The sequence below is a fragment of the Nevskia soli DSM 19509 genome, assembly GCF_000711955.1.
Lineage (GTDB): Bacteria > Pseudomonadota > Gammaproteobacteria > Nevskiales > Nevskiaceae > Nevskia > Nevskia soli.
The window spans coordinates 19145-44596 of record NZ_JONR01000042.1; the positions used below are offsets into that span (position 1 = coordinate 19145).

A 25452-nucleotide genomic window follows, 5' to 3' on the forward strand; every position below is an offset into this window, starting at 1 on the left:
TCATGCGGGGAAGGGCACCGCGCGCAGCAGGGCTTCGATGACGTCGTCGGCGCTGCGCCGGTCGGCTTCGGCGGCGAAGGACAGCACCAGGCGATGGCGCAGCACCGGCGCGGTCATGGCCTTGACGTCGTCGCGGGTGGCGGCGAGGCGGCCGTGCAACAGCGCGCGCGCCTTGGCGGTGAGCACCAGGGCCTGGCCGGCGCGCGGGCCGGCGCCCCAGCGCAGCCAGGAGGCCAGCTCGGCCGGCGCGCCGGTCTGCGGGCGGGTGGCGCGCACCAGGCGCACGATCCAGTCGAGCACGTCGTCGCCCAGGTGCACCTGGCGGACCAGCTTCTGCAAGGCCAGCACTTCGGCGCCGCTGATCACGGCCTGTACCTCGGCATCGCCCAGGCCGGTGGTCTGGGTCAGGATGGCGCGCTCTTCGATTTCGGTGGGGTAGGCGACGCGCACGTGCAGCAGGAAGCGGTCGAGCTGCGCTTCGGGCAGCGGATAGGTGCCGGCCTGCTCCAGCGGATTCTGCGTCGCCAGCACGAAGAACGGCTCGGGCAGCTTGTGGGTGAGGCCGGCGTAGCTGACGGTGTGCTCCTGCATCGCTTCCAGCAGCGCCGCCTGGGTCTTGGGCGGGGTGCGGTTGAGCTCGTCGGCGAGCAGCAGATTGGTGAACACCGGCCCCTTCTGGAAGCGGAAGTGGCGCTTGCCGGTGCCGTGGTCCTCTTCCAGGATTTCGGTACCGAGGATGTCGCTGGGCATCAGGTCCGGGGTGAACTGGACGCGGCCGAAGTCCAGTGCCAGGGCGCGGCCCAGGGTGCGCGCCAGCAGGGTCTTGCCCAGGCCAGGCACGCCTTCGATGAGGCAGTGGCCGCCGGCCAGCAGGCCGATCAGCAGCTGTTCCACCACGTCGGCCTGGCCGACGATGGCGCGGCCGATGGCGCTGCGCACCTGGCCCAGGCGCTCCAGCTGGCCGCTCACGGCGGCCTCGGTCAGCGGCGCGCTCATGGCGCGCTCCGCTTCAGGCGCTCAAGGCGTAGATCACCACATTGACGCCGAACTTGCTGATGTCCTGCGCGCTGAAGCGCTTGTTGTGCCAGTCGAAATCCCATTCGCATCCGTAATCCTTGTTGCTGTAGAGCACACCGAGGCGACCGCCGATGGTGATGCCCTTGAGGTAGTCGTGTACCAGGTCGTCGCCCCAGCCATTGAGCTCGATGGAGGTGGCGGGCGGCCCGTCGAAGCCGAAGAAGCTGCGATAGATCGCGTGATCCTTGGGCAGCTTCTGCAAGGCGTCCGCGCCGAAGATGGAACCCATCTGCGACTCGAAGGACTTGGCGAAGAGTCCGTCGATGTCGTGGTTGCAGTCGTCGGCGAAGACGAAGCCGCCGTTGCGGACGTAGCGCTCGAAGTTGCGGCGCTCGTCCGGGTTGAACTCCACCAGGCGATGGCCGGCCATGTAGCAGAAGGGCGCGGTGAGCATGCGCGGGTCGGCCAGCGGGATGACGCGCTCCTGCGGATCCACCCGCAGGGTGGTGTATTGCAGCAGCGCGTCGATCAGGTTGGACGGCATGCGCTGGTCCACGTCCCAGTCACCGGACTCGTACATCAGCCGGGTGAACCAGAAGTCGTAGGGGCCGCGCGCACTTGCGGCCGTATCCGGCGGCGATGCCGCGAACGCGGGCAGTGCGGCCGCGGCCGCACTGCCCAGCAGCATGCGCAGGAACTGCGCGCGCGTCGGGTTCCGCCAGGCGGCGCGGTCCCCGGGCGCTCCCATCAAACCGCGTCCGACAGCGAGGTGAAGGTGAACTCGCGCAGCTTCATCGGCGGGATCATCATGACGAAGTTGGATTCGTCGTCGGTGACGCGCACCGGCTTGCCGAATTCCTCGACGTTGTTGAGCATGATCACCGGCGACTCGTTGAAGCGGAAGTTCTTGATCGGATACTTGATCTCGCCGTCCTCGATGTAGAAGGTGCCGTCGCGGGTCAGGCCGGTGAGCAGCACGGTCTGCGGATCGACCAGGCGGATGTACCAGGTGCGGGTCACCAGGATGCCCTTCTTGGTGGTCTTGACCAGGTCCATGGTGGACTTGTCGCCGCCGACCAGGATGATGTTGCCGTGCTTGGCGCTGGGCTGCTTGCCCTTGAGCTTGGCCCAGTAGCGCGAATACTCCAGGCTGTCGACCACGCCCTTGGTGATGATCGGCGTGCGCTGCCGCGCCATGCCTTCCTCATCCCAGGGCACCACGGCGGAGTCCGCGTCCCAGGGATCGGCGTAGAGGGTGACGCGCTCGTCGAAGACCTTTTCGCCGAGGCGGTTGCCGCCGCCTTTCTTGGTCAGGAAGCTGCGGCCCTCGTCGCACTGGCGCGCGTCGAAGCCTTCCATCATGTCGGAGATCAGGTGGGCGCTGGCCGCCGGCTCCAGCACCACCGTGTACTTGCCCGGCTCCAGGGCCTTGGCATCGACCGAGCGCTTGGCCTTGTCGATGGCGATGCCGATCTCGCTCTTGGTGTTGAACGTCGACACGTCGGCCACATTGCGCGCCACCCAGCCGGAGCCCTGGCCGTCGGCGGTGCGCACGGTACAGGTGAAGTTGGCGTCGGTGCTGCGCTGGTAGCCGAAGTTGCCGTTGCTGTTGCAGATGGCGGTGAAGGCCTGGGTGTCGTTGAAGAAGCCTGCCGCAACCAGACTATCCTTGCGGCAGGGCAGGATGCAGTCGGCCGCCACCTGGGCGCGGAAATCGGGGTTGATCGCCGCGGTCTTGTCGGACCAGGTGTTGCTCGGCTTGTACGCCTGCTTGGGAATGGCCGGCATGAATTCCGGGTTTTCCGGGGCCAGCCTGGCCAGCTCCTCGGCGCGGCGCACGCAATGCTCGAGCGAGGCGTCGTCAAAGCGGTTGATGGTGGAGGTGCCGACGCGCTTGCCGTAGGCCACGGACACGGCGAGATCGCAATCGTTGATCACGCCGCTGGTGGAGATGTTGTTGAGCGCGTAACGGATGTTGCCGTCGATCTTGCCGTCCAGGGTGGCCGTGCATTCGTCGGCCTTGGACATCTTCACCACCTTTTCCAGCAGTGCGCGGGCGTCCTGTTCGTTGAACATGTTCATTTGGAGGTCCTTTTATCAGCCGAGGCTGCGGGCGGTGTTGATGACGTTGACGCCGTTGAAGCGCGCCGTGCTGGAGCCGTGCGATACCGCCGATACCTGGATCGGCTGGCCCTTGCCGTCGAAGAACGAACCGCCGAAGCGGAAGTCGCGCTCGTCGCACACGCCGACGCAGGAATTCCAGAACTCCGGCGTGCGGATCTGGTAAGCCACGTCCTCGATCTGCTGGGTGATGGCGCCGTTCTTGATCTCGTAGAACAGCTGGCCGCCGAACTGCGCGTTGTAGCGCTGCTGGTCGATGGAGAAGGAGCCGTCGCCTATGATGTAGATGCCGTTCTCGACGTTCTTGATCATCTCCGCCGCGGTCTGCTTGTCCTTGCCAGGCGCCAGCGAGACGTTGGCCATGCGCTGGAATTGCACGTTGGCCCAGTTGTCGGCGTAGCAGCAGCCCTGCGAGGCCTTGAGGCCGAGGATATGGGCCTGGTCGCGGATCGCCTGGTAGTTGACCAGCACGCCGTCCTTGATCAGGTCCCAGCGCTGGGTCTTCACGCCCTCGTCGTCGTAACCCACGGCGCCCAGGGTATGGGGCTGGGTCTTGTCGGCGAAGATGGTGATCTTGTCGCTGCCGTACTTGAAGTTGCCGGACTTCCACTTGTCCAGGGTGACGAAGCTGGTGCCGGCGAAGTTGGCCTCGTAGCCCAGCACGCGGTCCAGCTCGGTGGGATGGCCGACCGATTCGTGGATGGTCAGCCACAGGTGCGAGGGGTCCAGCACCAGGTCGTACTTGCCGGGCTTGACCGAGGGCGCGCTCAGTTTCTGACGCGCCTGTCTGGCGGCGGCGATGGCGTCGGCATGCATGTCATAGGAAGTGGAATAGACGGTGGCGCCGCCGGGCAGCACGATGCGGCCGTCCTTGCGCGCGTCGAGGTACTCGTAGCCCATCCCCATCGGCGCGGAGAGCCCGCGGCGGATGCGGAATTTTCCGGTCTTCTTGTCCACGGCGGTGACCTGCATCGGCGACCAGATGCGGTGGATGTCCTGGTCGATGTAGGAGCCGTCGGTGGAGGCGAAATATTTCTGCTCGTTGACCAGGAACATGATCGAGCGGATGAAGTCGGCGCCGGACTTCAGCGCGGCGTTGTTGACGCTCATCAGCAGGTCCACTTTCTGCTTGATCGGCACATCCATGGCGTTGCGCACGATCGGCGTGGCCCAGCTCACCTCGCCCACGCCCGGGGTGGGGGCAAGCTGCACCGGCTCGGTCTGGATCTTGGCGTTGGCCTTGGCGATGCCCACCGCCTGCGCCGCGGCGGCGGCGACGCCGTCCTCGGTCAGGTCGTTGGTGGCGGCGAAGCCCCAGGCGCCGTTGGCGATGACGCGGATGCCCGCGCCCAGCGACTCGGTGTTGACGATGTTCTCGACCTTGGTCTCGCGGGTGATCACGAACTGGCGCAGGTAGCGCCCGATGCGCACGTCGCAATAACTGGCGCCGCCCTTGGTGGCCGCGTTCAGCGCCACGTCGGCCAGCTTCTTCTTGAAGCCCACATCCAGCTTGGTGCTCAGCACTTCCGCCGCGACCACGCGCCCGTAGGCGGGCAGCATCAGGGCGCCCATCAGCAGCCCTGTGCCTTTCAACAACTCACGTCTGTCCATACTCATCTCCCTGGAGTGATGGCCCGCCGCCATGCGGGCGGGGGCCAGTAGGGCGCCACGGCGCGGCCGGGGTGCCCTCGACGCATCCTGATTGGTGCAAATCCCCGCGGCCGGCGCCTGGGCCGGCCCTGAAGATGGCGGGGACAAAGTAGTACGATGCTACCGGAAGGCGATTGGTTTAGCGCCTCGACCGATTAATTTGCACGGCATTTAGAAAATAAATGTAAAGCAAGAACGGGGCCGCCAGCCCCCGGAGAAATTCGTATGAAAATCCGCCTGTTCGTAGGCACGGCCGTGGCCGGCCTGCTGGTCGCCGCCGTCGGCGCCGCCCTGCTGCTGCCCACCCCCAGGGTGGCGGCCGGGGACGGCTCGCCGCAGGATGTGGGCTGCGTCAGCACCACCTTCCGCCTGGCCAGTCCCAACGACAAGGTCTGCGTCACCGCCTACCCGGACCCCGCGGTGCCGGGCGTCACCTGCTACCTGAGCCAGGCCCGTACCGGGGGGTATTCCGGGGCGCTGGGGCTGGCGGAGGACCCCTCGCGCTTCTCCATCTCCTGCGCCGCCCCGGGGCCGGTGCCGCTGCCCGCGGGACTGCCGGAGGACGCGGACGTGTTCAGCGAGCGCACTTCGATCATCTTCAAGAAGACCACGGTGCGCCGCTTCATCGACCGCCGCAGCGGCATGCTGGTCTACCTGGGTTATTCCACCAAGATCGTTGAAGGCTCACCGATGAACAGCGTGTCGGTAGTGCCGTTCGTCAAGTAGAAGGCTGGGGCGCCTGCTACAGGTCGTGATTGAAGATCAGTTTGAGCACCACGTCGTCGGTCTGCGAGGTCAGGCCGTAGCCGACGCCGAACTCGACCGAATTGGCCTCGTCCACGTTGTAGTCGGCGACGGCGAACAGGCTTTGTGATTGCTGCGATACCGGGTCGAAATGCCTCAAAGGGCCGAGGTCGCCATAGTGCTCGAGGCCGAAAGCCCATTTTGGGGAGATGTTATAGGCAATGCGTTCGGCGGGAGCGAAATGCAGGGCGCCGAGGCCCTTGAAATCGGAATCCAGGATCGGGTTGAAGATCAGGTCCCACTTGCCTTCGTGCGCGCCGACAATGGGCCGGATTTCGAGGGCGGTGCGGGTGCTCTCCCAATGGTGCACGTTGTAGCTGAACTCGAAGTTCACGCCGTAGAAATACTCCCGCTGGCGGGCGTGAGGCACCACCCACAGCATGCGTAACTTGCCGCCGTCGAATTGCGGATTGCCGTTGTTGGTGACGGTATAGACCGGCAGGTACAGGCCCAGTTCGAGGAAGTCGGCGGCGCCGTACGCCCATTCGAAGGCGCCGTTGATCGAATGGTTCGGCGTCACGCCATCGGGAAAGGCGGGTTGCTTGAGCCCGTCTGGGGTGTAGTTGCCATGCACGGTCAGTTCGAATTTTCCCGGATCGACGATGCCTGCGTCGTAGACCTGTATTTCGTCGGTCTGCGCATGGGTTACAAAAGGCAACGCGGCGCAGACCAGGAGCAGGCGTCCGGCGCATTTCCGGGTGCTGGAGTATCGGTATTTTTTCACGCGGTAGCCGCCGTGCGGCGGAAGCTGATCGATGAACCGATACGAATGTTAGGCGAACAAAACCGGTGTTGCGTCAAAATATAGTGGCAACGATTCGCATTAGTTGACGGCATTGCCGGACGGTCCTTCCGGCTTCACACTTCGCAACATCGAACCCTGGAAAGCGCGATGTCTTCAGGCTTCACCCACCGATTGGCGCAACGCGCGGACATCCCGGCGATAGAACCGCTGATGGTGGCCTCCATCCGAGGCCTGCTGCGTGACTTCCTGCCGCCCGATGCGGTGGAAGCCTCGTTCGACATCATGGGGCTGGACACGCAGCTGATCGATGACGGCACCTACTACATCATCGAATGCGAGGGCGTCATCGCCGGATGCGGCGGCTGGAGCCGGCGGGCGACGCTGTTCGGGGGCGACCATTCCGCCGGGCGGGACGTGGCCCTGCTCGATCCGCGCACCGAACCGGCGCGGGTGCGGGCGATGTATACCAATCCCGCCTTCGCCCGGCGCGGCATCGGGCGGCTGGTGTTGTCGCTGTGCGAGCGGGCGGCCGCGGTGGAGGGGTTTACCCGGGTGCAGCTGGCGGCCACGCTGTCCGGCGAGCCGCTGTACCGCGCCTGCGGTTACGAGGACATCGAGCGCTTCGAGGCGCCGACGCGCTCCGGTTTGCGCATACCGCTGGTGCGCATGGGCAAGCGCATCGAGGCTGTTGCTTGAGCTTTCGCTTGCTCCCGGTTCACTGGGGTGCGGACGTGATAGCGGTTAGTGCGCCCGGCTCATGAGCCCGCGGGCCTGCAGCCACCAGCCGAATTCGTCGACCCAGTGGTCGCTGCTGGTGCCCTGCTGCTTCATGCCGAAGCCGTGGCCACCCTTGTCGAAGACGTGCAGCTCGGCGGGGCGGCCAGCCTTGCGCCAGGCGGCGTAAAGCTGCGTGGCGGTCTCGCCGAAGAGCGGGTCGTCGCTGGCGACGGCCGCGAACAATGGCGGCGCGTCCGAGGGAATGGGCCGGTTGAGGGCGATCATGCCGTAGATCGGCGCGACGAAGGCGGGGCGGGTATCCGCGTCGTACTCGATCGCGACATGCGTGGTGACGATGGCCCCGGCGGAAAAACCCATGAAGCCGATGCGCGTCGGGTCGACGCCGAACTTCGCCGCCTGCTTCTTCACCAGGCGCAGCGCCTGGAAGCCGTCGGCGACCGCGGCATCCTCGCCGGGCAGCTTGGGCAGGTCCGGCGTAGAGCGGTGCATCAGGTGGAAGATTCTCGCGCCCATGTCGATGGCGAACAGGGCCTGGCTCGACGAAGTGTGATCCAGGCGGTACTTGAGCACGAAGGCGGCGACGCCGCGTGCTGCCAGCCAGCGCGCCACGTCGTTCCCTTCCTGGTCGATGGACAGCATCATGAAGGCGCCGCCCGGGGCGATGATGACGCCGGTGCCGGTGGCTTTCGCCGGGTCCGGCAGGAACGGGGTGAGGGTAGGGGCCGTCACGTTGCGCAGCACATGGCCGCCGCCGGAGCTTTCATTGATTTCCGCCGCCGCCGTGGCCGGGTCCACACCCGGCGCGGGGCCGTTGTAGAGCGGGATCGCCGCGGGGGTGGGCGCCTGTGCGGGCGCGTCGGCATAAGCGAAGCCACCGCAGAACCACAGGAAAGTGGCGACAACCAGCAGCGTGTTTCTCTTCACCGGTCGCTCCTCGACGATAACGCTGGCGTGGAATTGGCACCCCCGGATACTTTTTGCGCGGGGTTACACAAATCTGGTTTATTGACGCGAATATACGGCGCCAACCGGTCGAATCGTAATCAATTTTTCGCCTCATCCGATCGGCAAACGCGATCGCGCTGCCATGTGGATGTGCGACCTGGGCGCCGCTGCCTAGCGCCGCGGTGGCGTGCGCAGATCGAGCAGCGGCTGTTCCGGGCTTTGCGCCGGCGGCGCGCAGTTGTTGCAATCGCTGCAACCGGCGCCGCAACCCTTGGCCTGTTCCACCGGCAGGATGCGCAGGCCGAACTGGCGCAGCTTCGCCGGGTGCTGCGCCTTGAGCAGCCACAGGGCGGCGCTGCGCTGCACGCGGCGCCTGGTCTGCGGCGAGAACACGCCCACGGCATAGAACGCGCTCGGAATGACGATGAGCGCGACGATGAGGTATTGCAGGGCGTCGTTCATGGTGTGCTCAGGCCAGGGCGTGCGCGATCTGGTAGGTGATCAGCGAAGCCAGGTAGGCCAGGGCGAACAGGTAGCCGGCCGCCAGGGCCATGGTCTTGATCGAGTTGGTCTCGCGGCGGATCACGGCCAGGGTGGACAGGCACTGCGGCGCGAACACGTACCAGGCCAGCAGCGACAGCGCGGTGGCCAGCGGCCACTGCGCGGCGATGAGGGGTTGCAGCTGGCTGGCGGCCTGATCCGAGTTGGCGGATAAGGCATACACCGTGGCCAGCGAGCTCACCGCCACTTCGCGCGCGGCGAGGCCTGGGATCAGGGCGATGCAGATCTGCCAGTTGAAGCCGATCGGCGCGAACACGTACTGCATGGCGTGGCCGATGCGGCCGGCCAGGCTGTAATCGATGGCGGGGCCGATGAAGCCGGCCGGCGCGGCGGGGAAGCTGGACAGGAACCACAGCACCACGGTCAGCGACAGGATCACCGTGCCGACGCGGCGCAGGAACATCCAGGAGCGCTCCCACAGGCCGATGGCGATGTCGAAGGCGTGCGGCATGCGGTAGGAGGGCAGCTCCAGCAGCAGGGCGTGCTCCTCGATCTCGTGGCCGCGGCGGCGACGCCACAACTTCATGGTGTAGGACACGGCCAGCGCCGAGACGATGCCGGCTGCGTACAGCGCGAACAGCACCAGGCCCTGCAGGCTGAGGAAGCCCCAGACCTTGCGGTCGGCGATGAAGGCGGCGATGAGCAGGGTGTAGACCGGCAGGCGCGCCGAGCAGGTCATCAGCGGCGCCACCAGGATGGTGGCGAGACGGTCGCGCCGGTCCTGGATGGTGCGCGTGGCCATGATGCCGGGAATGGCGCAGGCGAAGCTGGACAGCAGCGGGATGAAGGAGCGCCCGGTGAGTCCGGCGCCGACCATCAGGCGGTCGAGCAGGAAGGCGGCGCGCGGCAGGTAGCCGCTTTCCTCCAGCACCAGGATGAACAGGAACAGCAGCAGGATCTGCGGCAGGAAGGTGATGACGGTGCCGGCGCCGGCGACGATGCCGTCCTGCACCAGGCTGCGCAGCGGGCCGGCGGGCAGGGCGGCGCCGAGCCAGTCACCCAGCACCTGCATGGCGTTGCCGATGCCGTCCATGAAGGGCCGGGCACCGGTGAACACCGCCTGGAACATGACGAACATCAGCACCGCCAGGATCGCCAAGCCCCATACCGGGTGCAGCACCACGCGGTCGAGGGTGTCGTCGATGGCGGCGGTATGGCGCGGCATGCGCACGCATTCGGCCAGCAGGCGGCGCACCTCGGCGTGCAGGTTGCCGTCCGGCGCCATCACCGGGGGCGGGGGCGGCACGCTGTCGATCTGCGCGATCAGGTCGTGCACGCCGTTGCGCTGCACCGCCACGGTGGAGACGATGGGGATGCCCAGCGCCCGCGACAGCTTTTCGCGGTCGATGGTGATGCCGCGGCGCGCGGCGGCGTCGCTCATGTTGAGGGCCAGCACCATCGGCCGGCCGATGCGCATCAGCTCCAGCACGAAACGCAGGTGCAGGCGCAGGTTGGTGGCGTCGGCGACGCAGACCAGCAGGTCCGGCCGCGCTTCCACCGCGTGCTGGCCCAGGCAGACATCGCGGGTGATGGCTTCGTCGGCGCTGGTGGCGTTGAGGCTGTAGGCGCCGGGCAGATCCAGCACCCGCACCAGGCGGCCGCTGGGGGCGAGGAAGCGGCCTTCCTTGCGCTCCACCGTGACGCCGGCGTAGTTCGCCACTTTCTGGCGGCTGCCGGTGAGGCGGTTGAACAGGGCCGTCTTGCCGCAGTTCGGATTGCCGACCAGGGCGATGGACAGCGGCGTGGCGGTAATCGCCGTCGGCGGGAAAGATGCGGCTGGGGCGTTCATGCGTCCTCCGCCTGCACCATCACCCGCGCCGCTTCGGTGCGGCGCAAGGCGAAGCGGGTATAGCCGATCTGCACCAGCACCGGATCGCCGCCCACCGGGCCCTTCGCCACCACCCGCACCGGCTCGCCCTGCACGAAGCCGAGTTCAGCCAGGCGCACCGCGATCGGGTCGTGGGCGCCGTGCGCGGTCACTTCGCGGATGGTCGCGTTGGTGTTTCTGGGCAGGTCGGTCAGCTGGTACACGGAGTCGAACTGAATCTCTAAGTGAGAATTAATCTCAATTATATGCCAATTGCGGCGGATATGTGACGGCGGCGGGCTGTGTGCTTTTGTTAAGAAAGATGACGCAACGGTGCGGCAACGGATTCTTCATGCGCTCTCGCTAGTGTGTGCCCCCAAGCGGCCAAGCCGATACGGAAAAAACAATGATCGAGGCACAGGAAAAGCGGCCCGGGCGGGGCCTGGAAGTCTTCTGCATCGGCCTGATCGGCGCCTGCGTGGCCGGCGTCGCGGGTGCCGCGGGGAATCCGTCGCCGGCAGCCGGCGCGGTCGAGAACCTGGTGGACAACGTCACCGGCACGGCGCTGAACCTCGTGGTGAAGGACCTGGACGTGGTGGGACTGGAAATGCTCGAGCACCCACCTTCTACCTATATGAAGGCGGCCAGCCAGGTTTTCCAGCAGGTGCTGCATCCTTATTACATCGCGCTCAACCAGCGCGCCCGCGACGCGGTGCTGCAGCGCATCGCCTTCAACTGCGCCGAGGACCGGCAGGATCCGGTCAGGCCCGGCCACAGCCTGGCCTTCCCGGTGCAGCTGCTGCCCGCCAGCCGCGACGCCCTGATCTGGCATCGTTACGCCTGCACCTTCCGCATCGACTACCAGGGCCTGCTCGGCCAGGCGCTGAGCTACACCAGCCCGGTCTATACCATCAACCAGCTGGATATCCGCTACGGCGCCGTGGACCTGCAGCCAGCGGTGGCGATGCAGAACTACAACCTCGGCAGCGCCGCCCAGCCGGACTACGCCTGGCTCGGCCGCTACGTGCAGCCGCTCGACCGTTTGCTGCGCGACCACGCCGGCGCCGTACCGGCGCAAGTCATCGCCGGCGTCAATGGCGGCTACGACTACCGCGTCGACGCCTGGGCCAGCGGCACGCCGCACGACAACATCTGCCCGCCGCGCTACGCCCCGGGCCAGGACCGCCAGCGTTTCTTCGCCCAGCATCCGCCGGCGGCGCAATGCGCAATGGACGGCAACGCCCTGCCGCTGTGCGCCAGCGGCGATACCCTGCCGATCACCGATGACCTCGGCGATTCCCTGGTCTATCTCGCCCCCGCGCAGCGCGCCAGGTCCTGGCGCGGCACGCCGTTCCAGTCCTACAACTGCGGCAGCCTGGGCGAGTCGGAGCAGCGCGGCGCCCTGCTGCTCTACAGCGACGACGCCGACGCGCGCCGCACCTCGCCCAGCAAGGACAACGTGGCGGAGCTGGACCTCGACGGCAAGCCGGCGGTGTCCGCCATCGGCTCCGGGCCGCTGCTGATCGATACCAACGGTTTCGTCTACGACGAGGCGCAGTCCGAGGAAGGCCGGCCGATCGACAACTATGAGGTCGGCGGCCAGACCGGCGTGGGCATCGAACGCGGCGCCAAGGGCGCGGTGACCCTGCACCTGATCAACGTCGATGGCCACGACTATACCGAAGGCATGCACGACTGGCTGATGGGCCTGTACTTCCTCAGCCCCTACGCGCAATCCGACGTCGCTGTGGCGCTGGGCAACGGCGGCGACGCGACGCTGTGGATCAACCCCGCCGCCGCGGCGGTGCAGGCGGTGCTGCGCGACACGCACAACGCCAACCACGCCTATTTCGAGGCGCTGTTCGCCCAGAACAGCCACCCGGGCATCGTCTCCAACTGCTCCGGCTTCACCGCGCCGCCCATCGGTTGCAGCGCCCGCCCGGTACATGACGGCCTGTTCCTGTACACACGGCCATAGCGGACGGCATGGCCGGTGGTCGGCATGGCGTATCTGTAAGCTTTCGGTAAGATTAAATACACGCGGCATTTGCCGCGTGTATTGAAACGGAGAGCGAGCATGCGCAGAAAGCTGATGGCAGGGGCAGCGGTACTGGTACTGGCCGGCTGCGGCGGCGATCACCACGACGACGACTTCACCGTGCCGGGTGGCGCCGTGCGTCTACAGTCCACCAATGACGCCTTGCGTGAACTCGGCAATATCTCCACCACCGCCGACCTGGTGAATGTGAGCTCCGCCGCCACTCCGTCCGTGTCGGCGGCACCGGCCGCCCGCGCCTTCGGTCCGCGGCAGATGGCGCACAGTCTGGCTCACCCGGCTGGCGCCCGCGCACGCGTGGCCCTGTTGCCGCGCGCGGCCACCAGCTGCGCCGCGGGCGGCACCGACAACATCGTCAACGGCGGCAGCAAGACCTATTCCTTCAATTATTTTTCCAGCACCGGCACGGTGAATTTCGAGACGCATGCCTATTCGGGCTGCGCCACGGGCAACTCCGACGGCAGCGTGACCACGCTGGACAACCAGCTCGAATCGGGCAGCACCGGCGACAGTACCGCCGGCTATGTACTGTCCGGTACTGGAAATACGCCGCTGCGTGTCCGCACCAGCGAGACCTCGGGCAGCAATTCATTCCTGGCCGACCAGGGCCTGCTCGGCGTGCTGCAGCTGGTCAACGGCACCACCACCACCGATACCCGCGCCACCCTCAGCACCACGCTCAACGTGCAGGAAACCGGCTTCTCCGATTACCACGGCAGCTTCGTACTGGGCTCCGGCAGCAGCTTCTACCAGGTGATCAGCGGCGACAGCAGCATCGCCCTCGCCGGCGACTATGGCTACACCAGCAATGTCGACGGTTGCGGCGGGGGCACCGTCACGGTGTCCACGCCCGCCACGCTGGTCCTCGGCACCACCTCGGCCGGCGGCAGCCTGCCGGTCGGCGGCGCGCTGAAGATCATCTCCGGCAGCGGCAATGTGACCTTCACCTTCAACGCCGATGGCAGCGCCACACTGTCCGGCAGTGTCGGCGGCACTTTGGATGCGAACAGCGTCGGGCAGGCCCTGCAGAACGGCTCGTCCTGCTGAACCGGTTCCGCTGAGCGACTGCCCGGCGCAAGCGCCGGGCAGTCGGCGACACCGCTCAGGGTGAGGGCGGCGAAGGAGCCGGAGCGGGCGGCTGGGCCGGCGCGCCCTGCGGCGCCGGATAGTTCTGCGGTGCGGGCGGGTAGCCGCCCGGCGCCGGTTGTTGCTGGGGATAGTTCTGCTGCTGCGGATAGCCCTGGCCGGAAGGCTGCGGCGGCGGTGCAGGCGGCGCATCGGGTTGCTGGGCCGGCGGCTGGCCGTCCGCCGAGGCCGCAGCCGGCGCGCCGGCCGCGACCGGGCGCCAGGGCGCGGTGCACTGGCTGACGCTCGGATAGTAGCCGGCCGGGTTGTCGCACCAGTACCAGTATTGCTGCTGTTGCACGGCCGGACCGGCTGGTGGAGCCGGCACGACGGTAACGGGCATCGCAGCGGGATCCGGATAGGGATAGACCGGCGCCGGGTACAGGTACCAGTTGCCGCCGATCACCCACCACCAGCCCGGGTTGCCGCCATACCAGCCGTGATACCAGTGGCCGCCATACCAGCCGTTGCCGTAGAAGTGCGGCGAGGGGCCATACCAATAGCGGCCGCCGTAATAGTAGTGACCTCCGCCGTGGTAGTAGCCGCCGCCGTGCGGGCCGTGATCGTAGTGGTCGGCAAAGGCGGCAACAGGGCCTGCGGCGGCGAATGCCAGGCCCAGGCGGAGCAGGGTGCTGATGCGGGGTTTCATGATGCCTCGTGTATTTCCGGGAAGAAGGCTCAGCCGACGATGACGTCGACGCGGCGGTTGTGTTTGCGTCCGGCGGCGGTGGCGTTGCTGTCGCGCGGATGGTCCTCGCCCTTGCCGATGGCGGTGATGCGCTGCGGCGCAACGCCGTGGGCGATGAGGTATTGCATCACCGCGTCGGCGCGGCGCTGCGACAGATCGTGGTTGAAGGCGCTGCTGCCGGTGGAGTCGGTATGGCCTTCGACGACGATATTGCGGCCGGGTTCCTGGTTGATCGAAGCCAGCAGGGCGTCGAGCGTGCCCATCGCCGCCGGCTCCAGGTCCGCCTTGGCGGTGGCGAACAGCACATCGCCGAGGCTGTAGGTGACCTTGCCGGCGGGCGCCTGCACCGGCGCCGCGGCGTTGGCCGGCGCGCTGCGCGCGGCGGCGACCGCCTGCCAGCCGGATGGGCATTCGCCGACGTAGGGGTAGTAGGCCTTGGCGGGCGGGCAGTAATACCAGTAGGCCGAAGGCGCCTGCTGCACCGTGACCACCGGCGGTTCGTAGACCACGGCAGGCGGCCCGTAGTAGTAGGCGGGATCGTAGTAGCCGCCGTAGTAGTAGGCGGGCGGGTAGTAATAGGGGCGGCCGTACCAGCCGGGGCCGTAACCGTAGTAGGGGCCGCCGATGCGGACGCCCACGCCGATCCCCACATGCCCGTGCGCGGCAGCTAGCGGCGGCACGGCCAGCAGGGTCAGGGCGAGGCAGGAAATGGCAGGTTTGAGAAAGCCCATGGCACCGCTCCTTTTGGACTGTGCCAAGGATGTGCCGCGGACATGAATGCCGGCTGAATCGCCGGCCGGAAGTGCCGGTAAACACAGCCTTTTTAACCATTCTTTACACCGCCGGCAGAGGTGTTTGATGGCCGAGGCCGACGGCGCCGAAAGCGGCCCGTCGCGGCTGCGAAACGGTGTGCCGTGGATAGATCCGGGCGGATCGGTGGTGCCGCCGGGCGGGATACCGAAAACATTGTCCGGTGAAGGTTTTATCCGGCTTTCCGCATCCGGGCGCGGGCGCACCGTTCGCCATCCTTCACCCGAGTGGACGATGTGATGCCGGGCTTTTGGCGGAAAAATGCAACCCTCGACATCGGGATGGCCTCTGGAGGAGACCAGGATGGCTGGCACAAAGGATTACGGACTCGGCGAATTCACCTACCCGCGCGGCTGGTTCATGGTCGCGGACGCGGCGGAGGTGAAGGACAAGCCCCTGCCGCTGAAGTTTTTCGGCCAGGATTTCGCGCTGTACCGCGGCAAGAGCGGCAAGATCGTGCTGCTCGACGCCTTCTGCCCGCACATGGGCACGCACCTGGCGAAGAACACCACCTCCTATGTCACCCACGACGGCCAGATCGAGGGCGACTCGATCCGCTGCCCTTACCACGGCTGGCGTTTCGGCGCCGACGGCAAGTGCAACGAAATCCCGTTCTCCAGCCTGCCCATCCCCAAGGCCGCCTGCGTGCGCTCCTGGCCGGTGGTGGAGCGCCTCGGCGCGGTCTTCGTCTGGCACGACCCGGAAGGCGGCGAACCCGAATGGGATGCGCCGGACCTGGCGGAGTGGAACGACGCCGGCTGGGTGCGCCACCAGTGGGATCACCTGGGGCAGCTCAAGTGCCACCAGCAGGAGATCATCGACAACATCGCCGACTGCACCCATCTGCAGCCGGTGCACGGCTCCATCGTCAACTTCTTCGAGAACGAGTTCCGCGGCCACCTCGCCATCCAGCGCCAGGGCGGCCCGCATCGTACCCTGGTGACCAGCGACGGCAAGAGCCCGATCCTGATCACCGACACCGTCTACCACGGCCCCGGCGTGCTGCTGTCGCGCATGTCCGGCACCCATGACGCGGTGATCCTGATCATGCACACCTCGGTCGAGGACGGCACCGTGCAGGTGTGGCACGCCCTGATGGTGCGCTCGCCCAGCAATTCGCCCAAGGTCACCGCGCAGGACACGGAAGCGGCGCGCATGTACCAGGCTGCCGCCCTGCAGGCGTTCTCGCAGGACTTCGAGGTGTGGTCCAACAAGCGCCCCTGCATCAACGGCATGTTCATGCCCAGCGACGGCGCCTTCCGCAAGGCACGCCTCTGGTACAAGCAGTTCTACAACCCGCGCGCGAAGAAGGAAGAGTTCCTCAAGCAGTCCGAAGGCGTTTTCGTCCCGGCCGGCATGAAGGCGGCGCCCGAAGCGGCGCGCGGCAATGTTTCGCTGGCCGATGCGGTGGCGGCCGAGAATCAGGCGCAAGCGGCGTAAAGACCGCTGCGTTTAGTTGTATTGGAAACCCCTCCCGGCGCAAGCGGGGAGGGGTTTTGCTTTTGGATTGGCGGGTGCTGTCAGCCGTGCGGCAACGCCGCTCAGCGCAGCCTGCCCAGCACGCTCAGCGGCTGCGATGAAACTCCATCCGGTGTCGGCATGTATTGCAGTACCTCGAATTGACTCCCGCTGCGTTGCAGGGGATGCATCGGAATCGGGAAATTGACGTCAACGAAGAGGGCCGCAAAGAGATAGCGGCAGCCGGTGGCGCGCAGACGTCCAACGAACTGCGGGTCGGGTACTGTGTCCCTCGGCGGCTGATTGCTGCGCCGCCGCGCGTAGTAATTGATCCAGTCGGGCCGCACCGCAATCACGCAGTCTTCCTGCGGCACCGCGTCGGAAACGTGGCGCAATGCCTCGATCAGGAACAATTCCGTCCCGACGTGCAGCGTTGATTCGGCCGGTGCCGTGGTGTACCAGGATTCATAATCCCGGGCGTCGGGCAAGCCGCTGTCCGCCGCTGCGCTGTAACGATCCGCCGCATCGCTGATCGCCGGCAAGGCCATGCACATCAGCGCCGCCGCCCAGGCCGCGGCGAGCAGGCGTGCCAGCGCTGCGTCCGGCGATTCGCGGCGCCATTCGGCGACGGCCAGGATGGGCTGCACCAGCAGCACCGGCAGCACCACCCAGAGCAGGCGCGGTATCTCGCCGGGATACGGCCACAGCAGCAGGATCGCGGCATAAGCGGCGATGTAGATGCCATCCGGTTTCAGCCTGGCGGCGCGCCATGCCGCCGCGGCCAGGCACAGGCAGCCGATGCTGTCGGTGAGCAGCCCGGCCTGTATGGTTTGACGCAGGTTTTGCGCGAAGCCCTGGCGCAGGAAGAACAGTACGTCATGCAGTTGCCGCTGCAGGAAAGCCCAGGGGTGATGGCCGTAGGAATAGGCCAGGTAGTCACCGTAGCCGTCGCCCTGCGTCTTGTGCAGCGTGTGCCAGAGCAATACCGGCAGCAGTGCCGCCATCATGCTCAACAGCGCGGTGCGCCTCCTGGCCCGCAGCGCGGCAAGAAGCAGCGGCGGCAGCAGGGTGATGCCGATGGTGCGGGTCAGTGTCGCCGCCGCCACGGCGATCGCTGCCACCAGCAGCCATTCTTCACCTGGCTCCCCGTGATACGCGGAGAGCAGTGCCAGCGCCAGCAGGCTCCACAACAGATAAAGGTATTCGGACTGAATCAGCAGCCCCGCCAGCCAACTGCCCGGCAAGGCGGCGAACACCAGCATGAACAGGGCCGCCTGCGCCGCCGAAAATCCCGTGCTGCCCATCCAGGCATACAGCGCGACCAGCCCCAGCAGCAGCGAGGCGGTGGTCAGGGCATGCGCCAGGTGCAAATCGAACGCCGCCCCGGACCAGGCCAGCAGCAGCGGATACAGCGGCGGAAAGCGGCTGAAGGCCGCGGCCATGGTGACAGGATCCGCGGTATGGCCGGACGCGTAGTGCTGCGCCATCACCAGGTAGCTGGTGCCGTCATTGAAGAGCGATCCGATCTCGCCGCTCCAGGTCCAGCAGAAATAGAGCATGGCGATCGGCGCAATTGCGACGATCAGCCAGATGTGACGCCGGAGCAGGGACATGGAGACGGGCAATCCGGTTTCGGCCGGCTGCGCCTGTACGCGTGCGCAGGCGGCGGCTTCGATTTTCAATGACCGCAATTATGACAGTCCGCAACGCCATGCGCCGGCTGCGGCCGACGTGCTCCTCGACTGCGCCGGCCCATGGCGCGCCGATCGAAACTGCCCTGTCGCGTTACACTGGGGCATGACCGAGGAGCAGGAACAAGAGTTCACCTGTTCGTTCTGCGGCAAGGGGCCGCAGGAACTGCGCAGCCTGTTCCGCGGGCCCGAGGCCAACATCTGCGGCGAATGCGTGCGCAGGCTGTACGACATGCTGGACGAAGCCGATGACCCGCAGTCCCTGCAATAAGGCCGGAGGCGCACAACCGTGACCGCCCTGGCCCCCGAAGTGAAGAGCGGTGCCATCGTCGCCCTGCGCCTGTTCGACATCGCCTACGCCATCGACCTGGCGCGGGCCGAAGCCCTGTGGGCGCAGCGGCAGGGCGGGGCGAGCAGCCGCAGCCAGCTCAGCGCCACCCCGGCCAAGGCGGTGGCCTTCGACGTACCACCGGTGCTGCTGCCGCTGGATGCCGTGCCGCTGCACATGGAGGGCCTCGGCGTGAACGCCGTGGCCACGGCGCGGCTGTACGACTTCGGCGTGGTGGCGCTGGCCCTGCGCATCCCGGTGGTGGACCACGATTGGCTTTCCTACACGCGGCTGTGCAACGCCGCGGCCCAGTCCATCGACTCCGCGGTGTGGGAAACGCTGCTGCAGCGCGTGCGCCTGCCCCTGGTCTCGGCCTTCGACCGGCCCTATGCCAGCCGCGTGCAGGAGGACTACCTGCTGGCCATCGTGCAGCAGTGGAGCGAGCCGCTGAAGACGGCGGAGCTGGAGCAGCGCCTGGACCTCGTGCCCCTGCTCTCCGGCGAGCGGCGGCCGCTGTCGGAAGGCGCCCGGCGCGAGCTGCTGCGCCAACGCTTCTCCTATTACGAAGACGATCTCGTGGTGCTGACCTGGGACCGCGCCTTCATCGTCGAGCCGCGCGGCGATTCGGATGTGGCCGACGTGCTGGAAGTGGCCAACGCCCAGCTGCTGGAGCAGCGTTACTACGACGAGTTGCTGGACGACGAGCTGCCGCGCATGTACGACCTGGTGGAGCAGGCGCAGCGCGCCAGCCACTGGTACGCGCCGCGCCGCTTCGCCGACCTGGCGCGCCGCTTCTACACCCTGGTGGCGGAAGTGACCGAGCTGACCGAGAAGGCCGACAACGCCCTCCAGGTCACCGAGGACGTCTACCTCGCCCGCATCTACGCCGCCGCGCTGGAGCAGTTCCGCGTACCCAAGATCGGCGCGGCGGTGGACCGCAAGCTGGCCATCATGCGCGACACCTACACCGCCCTCTACAACGAGGCCGCCGGCCGCCGCGGCGAGCTGATGGAACTGGCCATCATCGTGCTGATCCTGGTCGAGATCGCGCTGGCGCTGGTGCAGAAATTCTGAGCGGCTGCCGGGCGTTTCCGGAGTGGACCTGACACCGATTTGCAACGAAAGTTGACTACGCTGTCAGATCGTCAACCCGCCTCCCTGTCATGACCGCCAATAAATCCGTTCAACAGCGCAGCGCACTGCGCGATCCCTGGGCCCGTACCTTCATTGCCATCGCTTGCGCCAGCCTCGGAGCCTGCGGCGGCAGCGGCGGCACCGATAACGGCGGCAGCAGTAGCGGGAGCAGCGGCGGCAGTTCAGCAACGGTCAGCGGCAAGGTGGTCGGCGCGGCGGTGAAGTATCCGACCGGCTTTGCCAATTCCAGCAAGGCCGGCGTCGACTACGCCAAGAGCACCACCGGTGATTCCGCGGTGTGGACGGCACGGAGCGTCGCCTATGCCGGGGCCAAGGTCTGCGTGGATCTCAACGACAATGGCTTCTGCGATACCGGAGAGGAGACCACCACCACCGGTTCGGACGGCTCCTTCACCCTCAAGTACACGGCGGGCATGCCGCTGACGGCGATCGTCGGCACCGCTGCCGGCGCGACCCGCGACATGGTGCTGCGCGCGGCGCCGGACCAGGTACAGGCTGCCAGCGGTCAGGTGCTGCTCAGCGCCCTGTCGAGCGAAGTGCTGCGCTCCATGGAAACCGACAAGCTCTCCTACGCCGGTGCGCGCCAGGCCATCGCCATGCGCCTGAGCCTGAACAACAGCCCGGCGCTGCCCACCGACGTCAGCGTCACCGCCGACCAAATCGCCGCCGACGTCTCCGCGCTCGGCGACGCCAACGCCCGCAATGCCCTGCTGTTCGAGGAAAGCGCCCTGCAGAACCGCCAGGCGCTGGCGACGACCATGCTGGAGCGCGGTTACGTCAGCGCCATGGCGGTGGACCCGGTGAAGACCATCCAGGATGCCCAGGCTGCCGCGTTCAAGCCCGAGGACATCCCCCGCTACGACCACCTGTTCGTGGTGATTTTCGAGAACCACAGCAACGCCACCATCGACAGTCCGCTCAACGCCAACTTCTACAAGTACCTGCACGTCGACGGCAACCGCGCCGCCAACTACTTCTCCACCGGCAACCCGAGCGAGCCGAACTACATCTCCACCGCCAGCGGCGACACCTGGGGCACCGCCAGCGACGACGGCTGGAATTGCGTGCCGGACGGCGACACCGCCGACCTGCCCACCGACGTCTACAACCCGCGCGGCACCTGCGCCGACGCCGCCAGCCACAACCAGAAGGGCCGCCGCAATCTATTCACCGCGCTCTACCAGGCCGGCCTGGGCGCGCGCGTCTACAGCGAGTCCATGGACCCGGGCCAGGATCCGCGCGTCGACGGCAACGGCAACTCCGCCATCAGCGGCGCCAACAAGGCCTCGGGCAAGATGGAGCCGTTCATCGGCAGCCTCTACCGCACCAAGCACCACCCGGCCATGTACTGGGACGAAGTGCGCAACCGGCCGGACTTCTTCCACAACCTGACGCGCAGCGTCGGCGGCGGCCAGTGGGACGAGGGCATCGCCGCCTACGCCGCCGCCAACAACATCAGCTGGAACACGCACCAGCTCGAGGACGACCTCAAGTCCGGCGACATCGGCGCGCTGAACTACATCATTCCCGACCAGTGCGACGACATCCACACCACCGGCACCGAAGTGGCGGACTGCACCCAGCTCGCCTACTTCGGCAGCGGCATCCAGCGCGGCGACCACTACGCCAAGTACCTGGTCGACACCATCCAGGCCTCGCCGATCTGGAAGAACCCCGCGCGCAAGGTCGGCATCGTGCTGATCTTCGACGAGGGCTCGGTATTCTTCGGCAGTTCCTCCTGCTGCGGCTGGAACGCCGGCGGCGGGGCCACCAGCGGCGCGCCGCTGGGCGAGGGCATCACCACCGCCGTGCCCGCCTACAGCGACGGCAACAAGGGCGACGGCCCCACCATCTTCGCCGTGCTCAACAACCAGCCGTCCGCCCCCAAGGGCATCGTCGACTCGGATTCCTACAGCCACTTCTCCTTCGTGCGCACCCTGCAGGACATGTTCGGCCTGGCCGACCCTGGCGTGCCGGAGTCCTACATGAACCGCTCCAAGTACACCGAGGCCTACATCGCCGCGAACCTGGACAAGCTCACCGAGTACAAGGGCAGCAACAACACCCACTTCGACGCGGTGCGGCCGATGAATCACAACTATGTGATGAAGTTCGGCGACCGCATCTCCGGCGGCGTGCTGCCCGGCATCCCGGGCAGCGGCAGCGTCGGCCTGGGCGCCTTCGCCCTGGGGCCGGATCCGACGCAGACCAGCATCTGGTCGCTGCAATAAGGCGGGTGGGGCGCATCCCACGGCAGGCGCTGTTCCTCGGAACGGCGCTGCTGCTTGCCGCTTGCGGCAAGCATGGCGGCGATGCGGCGCAGGCCCCCGCGGTCCTGTCGCCGCCCGCGCCGTCAGTCGCGCCCGCTGCCGCCCGGCCGGAGCAACTGCTCGGCGCGCGGGCGCAACTCGGCAGGCGGCTGTTCTTCGATCCGGCGCTCTCCGGCTCCGGCCGCCAGTCCTGCGCCACCTGCCACGATCCGGCCCACGCTTACGCCCCGGCCAATGCCCTGCCGGTGCAACTCGGCGGCGCCGATCTGAAAACGCCCGGCACCCGCGCGGTGCCGACGCTGATGTACAAGAAGTACACGCGCGCCTACTCGGACACCTACCAGAACCCGGATCAGGTGAGCCCGCCCGCGCCCGGCGGCGGCTTCGGCTGGGACGGCCGTGCCGACAGCCTGGCCGCGCAGGCCGAGATTCCGCTGCTCGCCCCCAACGAGATGGCCAATGCCGGCCGCGCCGGCGTGGCGGCGAAGCTGCGCAAGGCGGTTTACGCGGAACAGTTCCGCGCGGTGTTCGGCGCCGCGTCCCTGGACGATGACGCCAAGGCTGTCGCGCAGGCCGGTATCGCTTTGCAGGCGTTCCAGATCGAGGACACCAGCTTCCGTCCCTTCAGCAGCAGGTTCGACCGCTACCGCAACAACAAGCAGGGCGGCGCCCTCACCACGCCGGAACTGCGCGGCTTCGCCCTCTACATGTCGCCGGACAAGGGCAACTGCAACGCCTGCCACCTGCTCGGCCCCGGCGACGGCGGCAGCCAGGACATCAGCTCCGACTACTCCTTCGCCGCCATCGGCGTGCCGCGCAACCCGCAAATCCCGGCCAACGCCAACCCGGACTATTTCGACCTCGGCCTGTGCGGCCCGCTGCGCGCCGACCATGCGCCGGCCAGGGCCGGGGCGGCGAGCCCGTATTGCGGCCTGTTCAAGACCCCGGTGCTGCGCAACGCCGCCACGCGCCAGGTGTTCATGCACAACGGCCGCTTCACCTCGCTGCGCGAGGCGGTGCGCTTCTACGCCACGCGCGACACCGATCCCGCGCAGTGGTACCCGAAAGACGCGAACGGCAAGCCGCGCAAGTTCGACGACCTGCCGCCGGTCTACCGCGCCAATCTCGACCGCCAGGCCCCGCTCGACGGCCGCGCCGCCGGCGGCACGCCGGCCCTGAGCGACGGCGACATCGACGACCTCGTCGCCTTCATCGGCACCCTCACCGACGAGGCCTACCTGCCCCTGGCCCAGGCCGCCAGCCAGCTTCCCGAGCCGGTTTCAAAGCCTCCCTGAGCACCCCGGACGCCCAATCAGCGGATAATGCCGCCCCTGGGGGAGTCCACAAGAATGAATGTGTCGTTGGGACCGGAAGTGCCGCGCCGGGGCAATGCCCTGTCGCGCTGGCTGGGCCGCGTGGTGCTGCGGGCGATGGGCTGGCGCCTGCAAGGGGCCGTGCCCAACCTGCCCAAGATGATCCTCATCGGCGCGCCCCATACCACCAACATGGACGGCGTGATCTCCTTCGTGGCGATGACCGCCCTGGGCCTGCGCGCCGGCACCATGGTCAAGGACAGCGCCTTCCACGGCGCCGTCGGCCTGCTGCTGCGCTGGCTCGGCGCCCTGCCCGTGGACCGCAAGAGCGCCAAGGGCGTGGTCGAGCAGACCATCGACGCCTTCAACAGCCGCCCGGCTTTCGTCCTCCTCCTGGCCCCGGAAGGCACGCGCAGCGCCGCCCCGGAGTGGAAACGCGGCTTCTACCACGTCGCCCGCGGTGCTGGCGTGCCGGTAGTGCCGGCCGCCATCGACTACAACCGCAAACGCATCACCTTCGGGCCACCGCTGATTGCCGGCGAAGACTACGACGCGGATTTGCGGACCCTGCTGCGCTTCTACGCGGACCACTCCGCGCCCCGCCATCCCGAGCGCCTGTCCAGGCCTTTGTGCGAAGCGCAGGGCAGGGAATGGCGGCCTTCGAGCGAAGCAGACGAGTAACGTAGGGCGGCCCGTGGCCGCCGCTGCGCCACCCCAAGCCGGCGGCCACAGGCCGCCCTACGTCCGCACTCGCCGTCATCTCACCCTGCAATCCCCATTCCCGCCCACCGACCGTTCCCCCGAAGAACTGACTCGCCTGTCGGCTCCTAACCGTACGCCCCCCGCTTCACCCCTAGAGTCACCCTGCGGGCGGTGATGTGGGGATCGCGCTCCCGTTTGTTGGCATGGAGCGATTGCATGACACCTTTACTGATTGGCTTCGGCGCCGCCGGCATCCGGGCGATGAAGCACCAGCTGATCGCGGCCCCTGCCGCCATGGCGGCCATTGCCGTCGGCAACGACATCGCCCTGGCCAGCCTCGATACGCTGAAGGCCCGGCATTCCATCCACGGCGCCTGGATCAACCTCCCGCCCGAGCTGCGCAACACCAAGGGCTGGCGGCCGATCTTCGACCACAACGTGATGGGCCTGTTCGAGACCCTGCGGCCGCTGCTCTCGGCGCCGCGCATGATCGTGGTCTACGCCGAACTGGGCACGCTGGAGAGCGGCGGCGTGGCAGCGCTGTTCGCGCGCGAGCTGGCGGCCATGCGCATCGGCCATCAGATCATCGCCAACCTGTTCAAGCCGGTCACCGAGAACGGCGCCGCCGTCACCTACCTGGCCGATACCCAGCTCTTCACCCTGGGCCACTGCGCCATGTCCCTGCAGATCGTGGCCGAGGACCGCCTGACCCGCTCCGGCGCATCCGGCGGGGTGGCCGATGCCGGCTTCGGCTTCGCCGACGCCGCCGCGGTGGTGATGTGGAACGAGCACCTCGAACGCGCCAAGCTGCTGGTCGAAGCCAGCGCCAACCAGCGCCGCACCGAAATCGGCCTGGTGGCGATGAACGGCTCGCGCGTGCAGCGCGAGTCCAAAACGGTCGTCGGCATCCGCTAGGAAGTTCTGATGTGGGGGCGCTTTCCCTCGAACCTTCTCTAAACTCCGTTCGCCCCGAGTGCCCGCGCAGCGGGTGTATCGAGGGGCTACGCGCACACTCGCACCCATCGTCATTCCCGCGCAGGCGAATCCAGTTTTGTCTTGTCATCCTGAGCGAAGCGAAGGATCTGGCCTCGTAGCCCTGGAATCTTGGTGTACGCGCTAGTGTCCTGAGTTATAAGTTCGCTGAATTAATTGTAATTTCCGATGTCCTATCCTTGCATTCGAATGCGGGGACATCATGGGACGAGGAAGGCCAAAGCCGGAGCTGAAGCTCACGGCGACAGAAGGTGACCAACTGGCGGAATGGACGCGGCGACACAAGACGTCGCAGGCGCTGGCGTTGCGTGCGCGCATCGTGCTGGCCTGTGCGCAAGGCCAATCCAATCTGGACGTGGCCAGCCGACTGCATATTTCTAAGGCAACCGTGAGCAAATGGCGCGTGCGTTTCGTTGCGCATCGCCTGGATGGTTTGCTCGACGAGCCGCGCGCGGGCGCGCCACGGCAGATTGGC

Annotated in this window: 25 protein-coding genes; 13 read left to right on the forward strand and 12 right to left on the reverse strand. The window is 67.2% G+C overall.

The features are described from left to right. Genes BP26_RS0118850 through BP26_RS0118865 form a run of 4 tightly spaced genes read right to left on the reverse strand, consistent with a single transcriptional unit; the run spans position 1 to position 4749 of the window. Positions 1 to 996 carry an AAA family ATPase gene (locus BP26_RS0118850; protein WP_029922115.1) on the reverse strand — a complete coding sequence of 332 codons (996 nt, stop codon included), beginning with the start codon at positions 994 to 996 and terminating at the stop codon, positions 1 to 3. Positions 997 to 1009: 13 nt separating this feature from the next. Next, positions 1010 to 1765, reverse strand: a complete 756-nt coding sequence (locus BP26_RS0118855; RefSeq protein WP_245611843.1) for a DUF4159 domain-containing protein — start codon at positions 1763 to 1765, stop codon at positions 1010 to 1012. After that, on the reverse strand, positions 1765 to 3099 hold the full coding sequence (locus BP26_RS0118860; RefSeq protein WP_029922117.1) for a TldD/PmbA family protein: 1335 nt from the start codon (positions 3097 to 3099) through the stop codon (positions 1765 to 1767). Before BP26_RS0118860 ends, BP26_RS0118855 begins: the two co-directional genes overlap by 1 nt. A gap of 15 nt (positions 3100 to 3114) precedes the next feature. Then, entirely contained in the window at positions 3115 to 4749 is a 1635-nt protein-coding gene (locus BP26_RS0118865; protein ID WP_029922118.1) for a TldD/PmbA family protein, read from the reverse strand. 264 nt (positions 4750 to 5013) lie between these two features. On the opposite strand from BP26_RS0118865, the gene BP26_RS0118870 reads away from it, so the two are divergent. Continuing rightward, positions 5014 to 5514 (forward strand): CreA family protein, encoded by a 501-nt coding sequence (locus tag BP26_RS0118870; protein ID WP_051749163.1) that lies wholly within the window; start codon positions 5014 to 5016, stop codon positions 5512 to 5514. A gap of 16 nt (positions 5515 to 5530) precedes the next feature. Here BP26_RS0118870 and BP26_RS0118875 read toward each other — a convergent pair whose 3' ends face one another. Next, positions 5531 to 6316 (reverse strand): hypothetical protein, encoded by a 786-nt coding sequence (locus BP26_RS0118875; protein ID WP_157572621.1) that lies wholly within the window; start codon positions 6314 to 6316, stop codon positions 5531 to 5533. 168 nt (positions 6317 to 6484) lie between these two features. On the opposite strand from BP26_RS0118875, the gene BP26_RS0118880 reads away from it, so the two are divergent. After that, a complete protein-coding gene (locus tag BP26_RS0118880) occupies positions 6485 to 7033 on the forward strand; it encodes a GNAT family N-acetyltransferase (RefSeq protein WP_029922121.1) in 549 nt (182 codons plus the stop codon). 45 nt (positions 7034 to 7078) lie between these two features. Here the strand turns inward: BP26_RS0118880 and BP26_RS0118885 are convergent, their stop codons facing one another. The 4 genes from BP26_RS0118885 to BP26_RS0118900 form a co-directional block, all read right to left on the reverse strand. Beyond that, positions 7079 to 7999, reverse strand: a complete 921-nt coding sequence (locus BP26_RS0118885; protein WP_051749165.1) for an alpha/beta hydrolase — start codon at positions 7997 to 7999, stop codon at positions 7079 to 7081. 192 nt (positions 8000 to 8191) lie between these two features. Next, positions 8192 to 8482: a DUF6587 family protein gene (locus BP26_RS0118890; RefSeq protein WP_029922123.1), complete on the reverse strand. Its 291-nt coding sequence runs from the start codon at positions 8480 to 8482 to the stop codon at positions 8192 to 8194. A gap of 7 nt (positions 8483 to 8489) precedes the next feature. After that, positions 8490 to 10370: a ferrous iron transporter B gene (gene feoB, locus BP26_RS0118895; RefSeq protein WP_029922124.1), complete on the reverse strand. Its 1881-nt coding sequence runs from the start codon at positions 10368 to 10370 to the stop codon at positions 8490 to 8492. Then, positions 10367 to 10603, reverse strand: coding sequence for a FeoA family protein (locus tag BP26_RS0118900; protein ID WP_366518052.1), 237 nt, complete (start codon positions 10601 to 10603; stop codon positions 10367 to 10369). Before BP26_RS0118900 ends, feoB begins: the two co-directional genes overlap by 4 nt. A 191-nt stretch (positions 10604 to 10794) precedes the next feature. Between BP26_RS0118900 and BP26_RS0118905 the strand changes: the two genes are divergently transcribed. Together BP26_RS0118905 and BP26_RS0118910 are read left to right on the forward strand one after the other, a co-directional pair. Continuing rightward, positions 10795 to 12366 carry a hypothetical protein gene (locus BP26_RS0118905; RefSeq protein ID WP_029922126.1) on the forward strand — a complete coding sequence of 524 codons (1572 nt, stop codon included), beginning with the start codon at positions 10795 to 10797 and terminating at the stop codon, positions 12364 to 12366. Positions 12367 to 12465: 99 nt separating this feature from the next. Then, positions 12466 to 13491 carry a hypothetical protein gene (locus BP26_RS0118910; RefSeq protein ID WP_029922127.1) on the forward strand — a complete coding sequence of 342 codons (1026 nt, stop codon included), beginning with the start codon at positions 12466 to 12468 and terminating at the stop codon, positions 13489 to 13491. A gap of 55 nt (positions 13492 to 13546) precedes the next feature. On the opposite strand, the gene BP26_RS30400 is transcribed toward BP26_RS0118910, so the two are convergent. Together BP26_RS30400 and BP26_RS30405 are read right to left on the reverse strand one after the other, a co-directional pair. Beyond that, complete coding sequence (locus BP26_RS30400; protein WP_051749166.1) at positions 13547 to 14218, reverse strand: hypothetical protein; 672 nt, start codon at positions 14216 to 14218, stop codon at positions 13547 to 13549. A gap of 29 nt (positions 14219 to 14247) precedes the next feature. Then, positions 14248 to 14988, reverse strand: coding sequence for an OmpA family protein (locus tag BP26_RS30405; RefSeq protein WP_051749167.1), 741 nt, complete (start codon positions 14986 to 14988; stop codon positions 14248 to 14250). A 127-nt stretch (positions 14989 to 15115) separates the two neighbouring features. Here BP26_RS30405 and BP26_RS29680 point away from each other — a divergent pair, with 127 nt between their 5' ends. Together BP26_RS29680 and BP26_RS0118925 are read left to right on the forward strand one after the other, a co-directional pair. Then, entirely contained in the window at positions 15116 to 15307 is a 192-nt protein-coding gene (locus BP26_RS29680) for a hypothetical protein (protein ID WP_157572622.1), read from the forward strand. A gap of 63 nt (positions 15308 to 15370) precedes the next feature. Then, the gene (locus tag BP26_RS0118925) at positions 15371 to 16507 is read left to right on the forward strand and encodes a 3-ketosteroid-9-alpha-monooxygenase, oxygenase component (RefSeq protein ID WP_051749168.1); all 1137 of its coding nucleotides are present in this window, start codon (positions 15371 to 15373) and stop codon (positions 16505 to 16507) included. A 101-nt stretch (positions 16508 to 16608) separates the two neighbouring features. On the opposite strand, the gene BP26_RS0118930 is transcribed toward BP26_RS0118925, so the two are convergent. Then, complete coding sequence (locus tag BP26_RS0118930; protein ID WP_029922131.1) at positions 16609 to 18138, reverse strand: hypothetical protein; 1530 nt, start codon at positions 18136 to 18138, stop codon at positions 16609 to 16611. Here BP26_RS0118930 and BP26_RS0118935 point away from each other — a divergent pair. From BP26_RS0118935 to BP26_RS28795, 7 genes are all read left to right on the forward strand, one after another. Then, positions 18137 to 18487, forward strand: a complete 351-nt coding sequence (locus BP26_RS0118935) for a ClpX C4-type zinc finger protein (RefSeq protein WP_029922132.1) — start codon at positions 18137 to 18139, stop codon at positions 18485 to 18487. The genes BP26_RS0118930 and BP26_RS0118935 overlap by 2 nt on opposite strands. Positions 18488 to 18505: 18 nt before the next feature. Continuing rightward, positions 18506 to 19618, forward strand: coding sequence for a hypothetical protein (locus BP26_RS0118940; protein ID WP_029922133.1), 1113 nt, complete (start codon positions 18506 to 18508; stop codon positions 19616 to 19618). A gap of 89 nt (positions 19619 to 19707) precedes the next feature. Then, positions 19708 to 21930, forward strand: a complete 2223-nt coding sequence (locus tag BP26_RS0118945) for an alkaline phosphatase family protein (RefSeq protein WP_051749169.1) — start codon at positions 19708 to 19710, stop codon at positions 21928 to 21930. 5 nt (positions 21931 to 21935) lie between these two features. Beyond that, positions 21936 to 23264 (forward strand): cytochrome-c peroxidase, encoded by a 1329-nt coding sequence (locus BP26_RS0118950; RefSeq protein WP_211254973.1) that lies wholly within the window; start codon positions 21936 to 21938, stop codon positions 23262 to 23264. Between the two features lie 54 nt (positions 23265 to 23318). Beyond that, on the forward strand, positions 23319 to 23963 hold the full coding sequence (locus tag BP26_RS0118955) for a lysophospholipid acyltransferase family protein (RefSeq protein ID WP_036517387.1): 645 nt from the start codon (positions 23319 to 23321) through the stop codon (positions 23961 to 23963). A gap of 237 nt (positions 23964 to 24200) precedes the next feature. Next, complete coding sequence (locus BP26_RS0118960; RefSeq protein WP_029922136.1) at positions 24201 to 24899, forward strand: hypothetical protein; 699 nt, start codon at positions 24201 to 24203, stop codon at positions 24897 to 24899. A 280-nt stretch (positions 24900 to 25179) separates the two neighbouring features. After that, positions 25180 to 25452: helix-turn-helix domain-containing protein (locus BP26_RS28795; RefSeq protein WP_157572624.1), on the forward strand; the 273-nt coding region annotated here is incomplete at its 3' end.

What these genes read in the sequence shown, in the direction of transcription:
- BP26_RS0118890 (WP_029922123.1), bottom strand. Translation starts at nt 8,482, where the DNA reads ATGAACGACGCCCTGCAATACCTCATCGTCGCGCTCATCGTCATTCCG.
- BP26_RS0118910 (WP_029922127.1), top strand. Translation starts at nt 12,466, where the DNA reads ATGCGCAGAAAGCTGATGGCAGGGGCAGCGGTACTGGTACTGGCCGGC.
- BP26_RS0118905 (WP_029922126.1), top strand. Translation starts at nt 10,795, where the DNA reads ATGATCGAGGCACAGGAAAAGCGGCCCGGGCGGGGCCTGGAAGTCTTC.
- BP26_RS0118870 (WP_051749163.1), top strand. Translation starts at nt 5,014, where the DNA reads ATGAAAATCCGCCTGTTCGTAGGCACGGCCGTGGCCGGCCTGCTGGTC.
- BP26_RS0118960 (WP_029922136.1), top strand. Translation starts at nt 24,201, where the DNA reads ATGACACCTTTACTGATTGGCTTCGGCGCCGCCGGCATCCGGGCGATG.
- BP26_RS0118925 (WP_051749168.1), top strand. Translation starts at nt 15,371, where the DNA reads ATGGCTGGCACAAAGGATTACGGACTCGGCGAATTCACCTACCCGCGC.
- BP26_RS0118850 (WP_029922115.1), bottom strand. Translation starts at nt 996, where the DNA reads ATGAGCGCGCCGCTGACCGAGGCCGCCGTGAGCGGCCAGCTGGAGCGC.
- BP26_RS0118945 (WP_051749169.1), top strand. Translation starts at nt 19,708, where the DNA reads ATGACCGCCAATAAATCCGTTCAACAGCGCAGCGCACTGCGCGATCCC.
- BP26_RS0118935 (WP_029922132.1), top strand. Translation starts at nt 18,137, where the DNA reads ATGGAGACGGGCAATCCGGTTTCGGCCGGCTGCGCCTGTACGCGTGCG.
- BP26_RS30405 (WP_051749167.1), bottom strand. Translation starts at nt 14,988, where the DNA reads ATGGGCTTTCTCAAACCTGCCATTTCCTGCCTCGCCCTGACCCTGCTG.
- BP26_RS0118880 (WP_029922121.1), top strand. Translation starts at nt 6,485, where the DNA reads ATGTCTTCAGGCTTCACCCACCGATTGGCGCAACGCGCGGACATCCCG.
- BP26_RS0118855 (WP_245611843.1), bottom strand. Translation starts at nt 1,765, where the DNA reads ATGGGAGCGCCCGGGGACCGCGCCGCCTGGCGGAACCCGACGCGCGCG.
- BP26_RS0118865 (WP_029922118.1), bottom strand. Translation starts at nt 4,749, where the DNA reads ATGGACAGACGTGAGTTGTTGAAAGGCACAGGGCTGCTGATGGGCGCC.
- BP26_RS0118930 (WP_029922131.1), bottom strand. Translation starts at nt 18,138, where the DNA reads ATGTCCCTGCTCCGGCGTCACATCTGGCTGATCGTCGCAATTGCGCCG.
- BP26_RS0118860 (WP_029922117.1), bottom strand. Translation starts at nt 3,099, where the DNA reads ATGAACATGTTCAACGAACAGGACGCCCGCGCACTGCTGGAAAAGGTG.
- BP26_RS29680 (WP_157572622.1), top strand. Translation starts at nt 15,116, where the DNA reads ATGGCCGAGGCCGACGGCGCCGAAAGCGGCCCGTCGCGGCTGCGAAAC.
- BP26_RS0118955 (WP_036517387.1), top strand. Translation starts at nt 23,319, where the DNA reads ATGAATGTGTCGTTGGGACCGGAAGTGCCGCGCCGGGGCAATGCCCTG.
- BP26_RS30400 (WP_051749166.1), bottom strand. Translation starts at nt 14,218, where the DNA reads ATGAAACCCCGCATCAGCACCCTGCTCCGCCTGGGCCTGGCATTCGCC.
- feoB (WP_029922124.1), bottom strand. Translation starts at nt 10,370, where the DNA reads ATGAACGCCCCAGCCGCATCTTTCCCGCCGACGGCGATTACCGCCACG.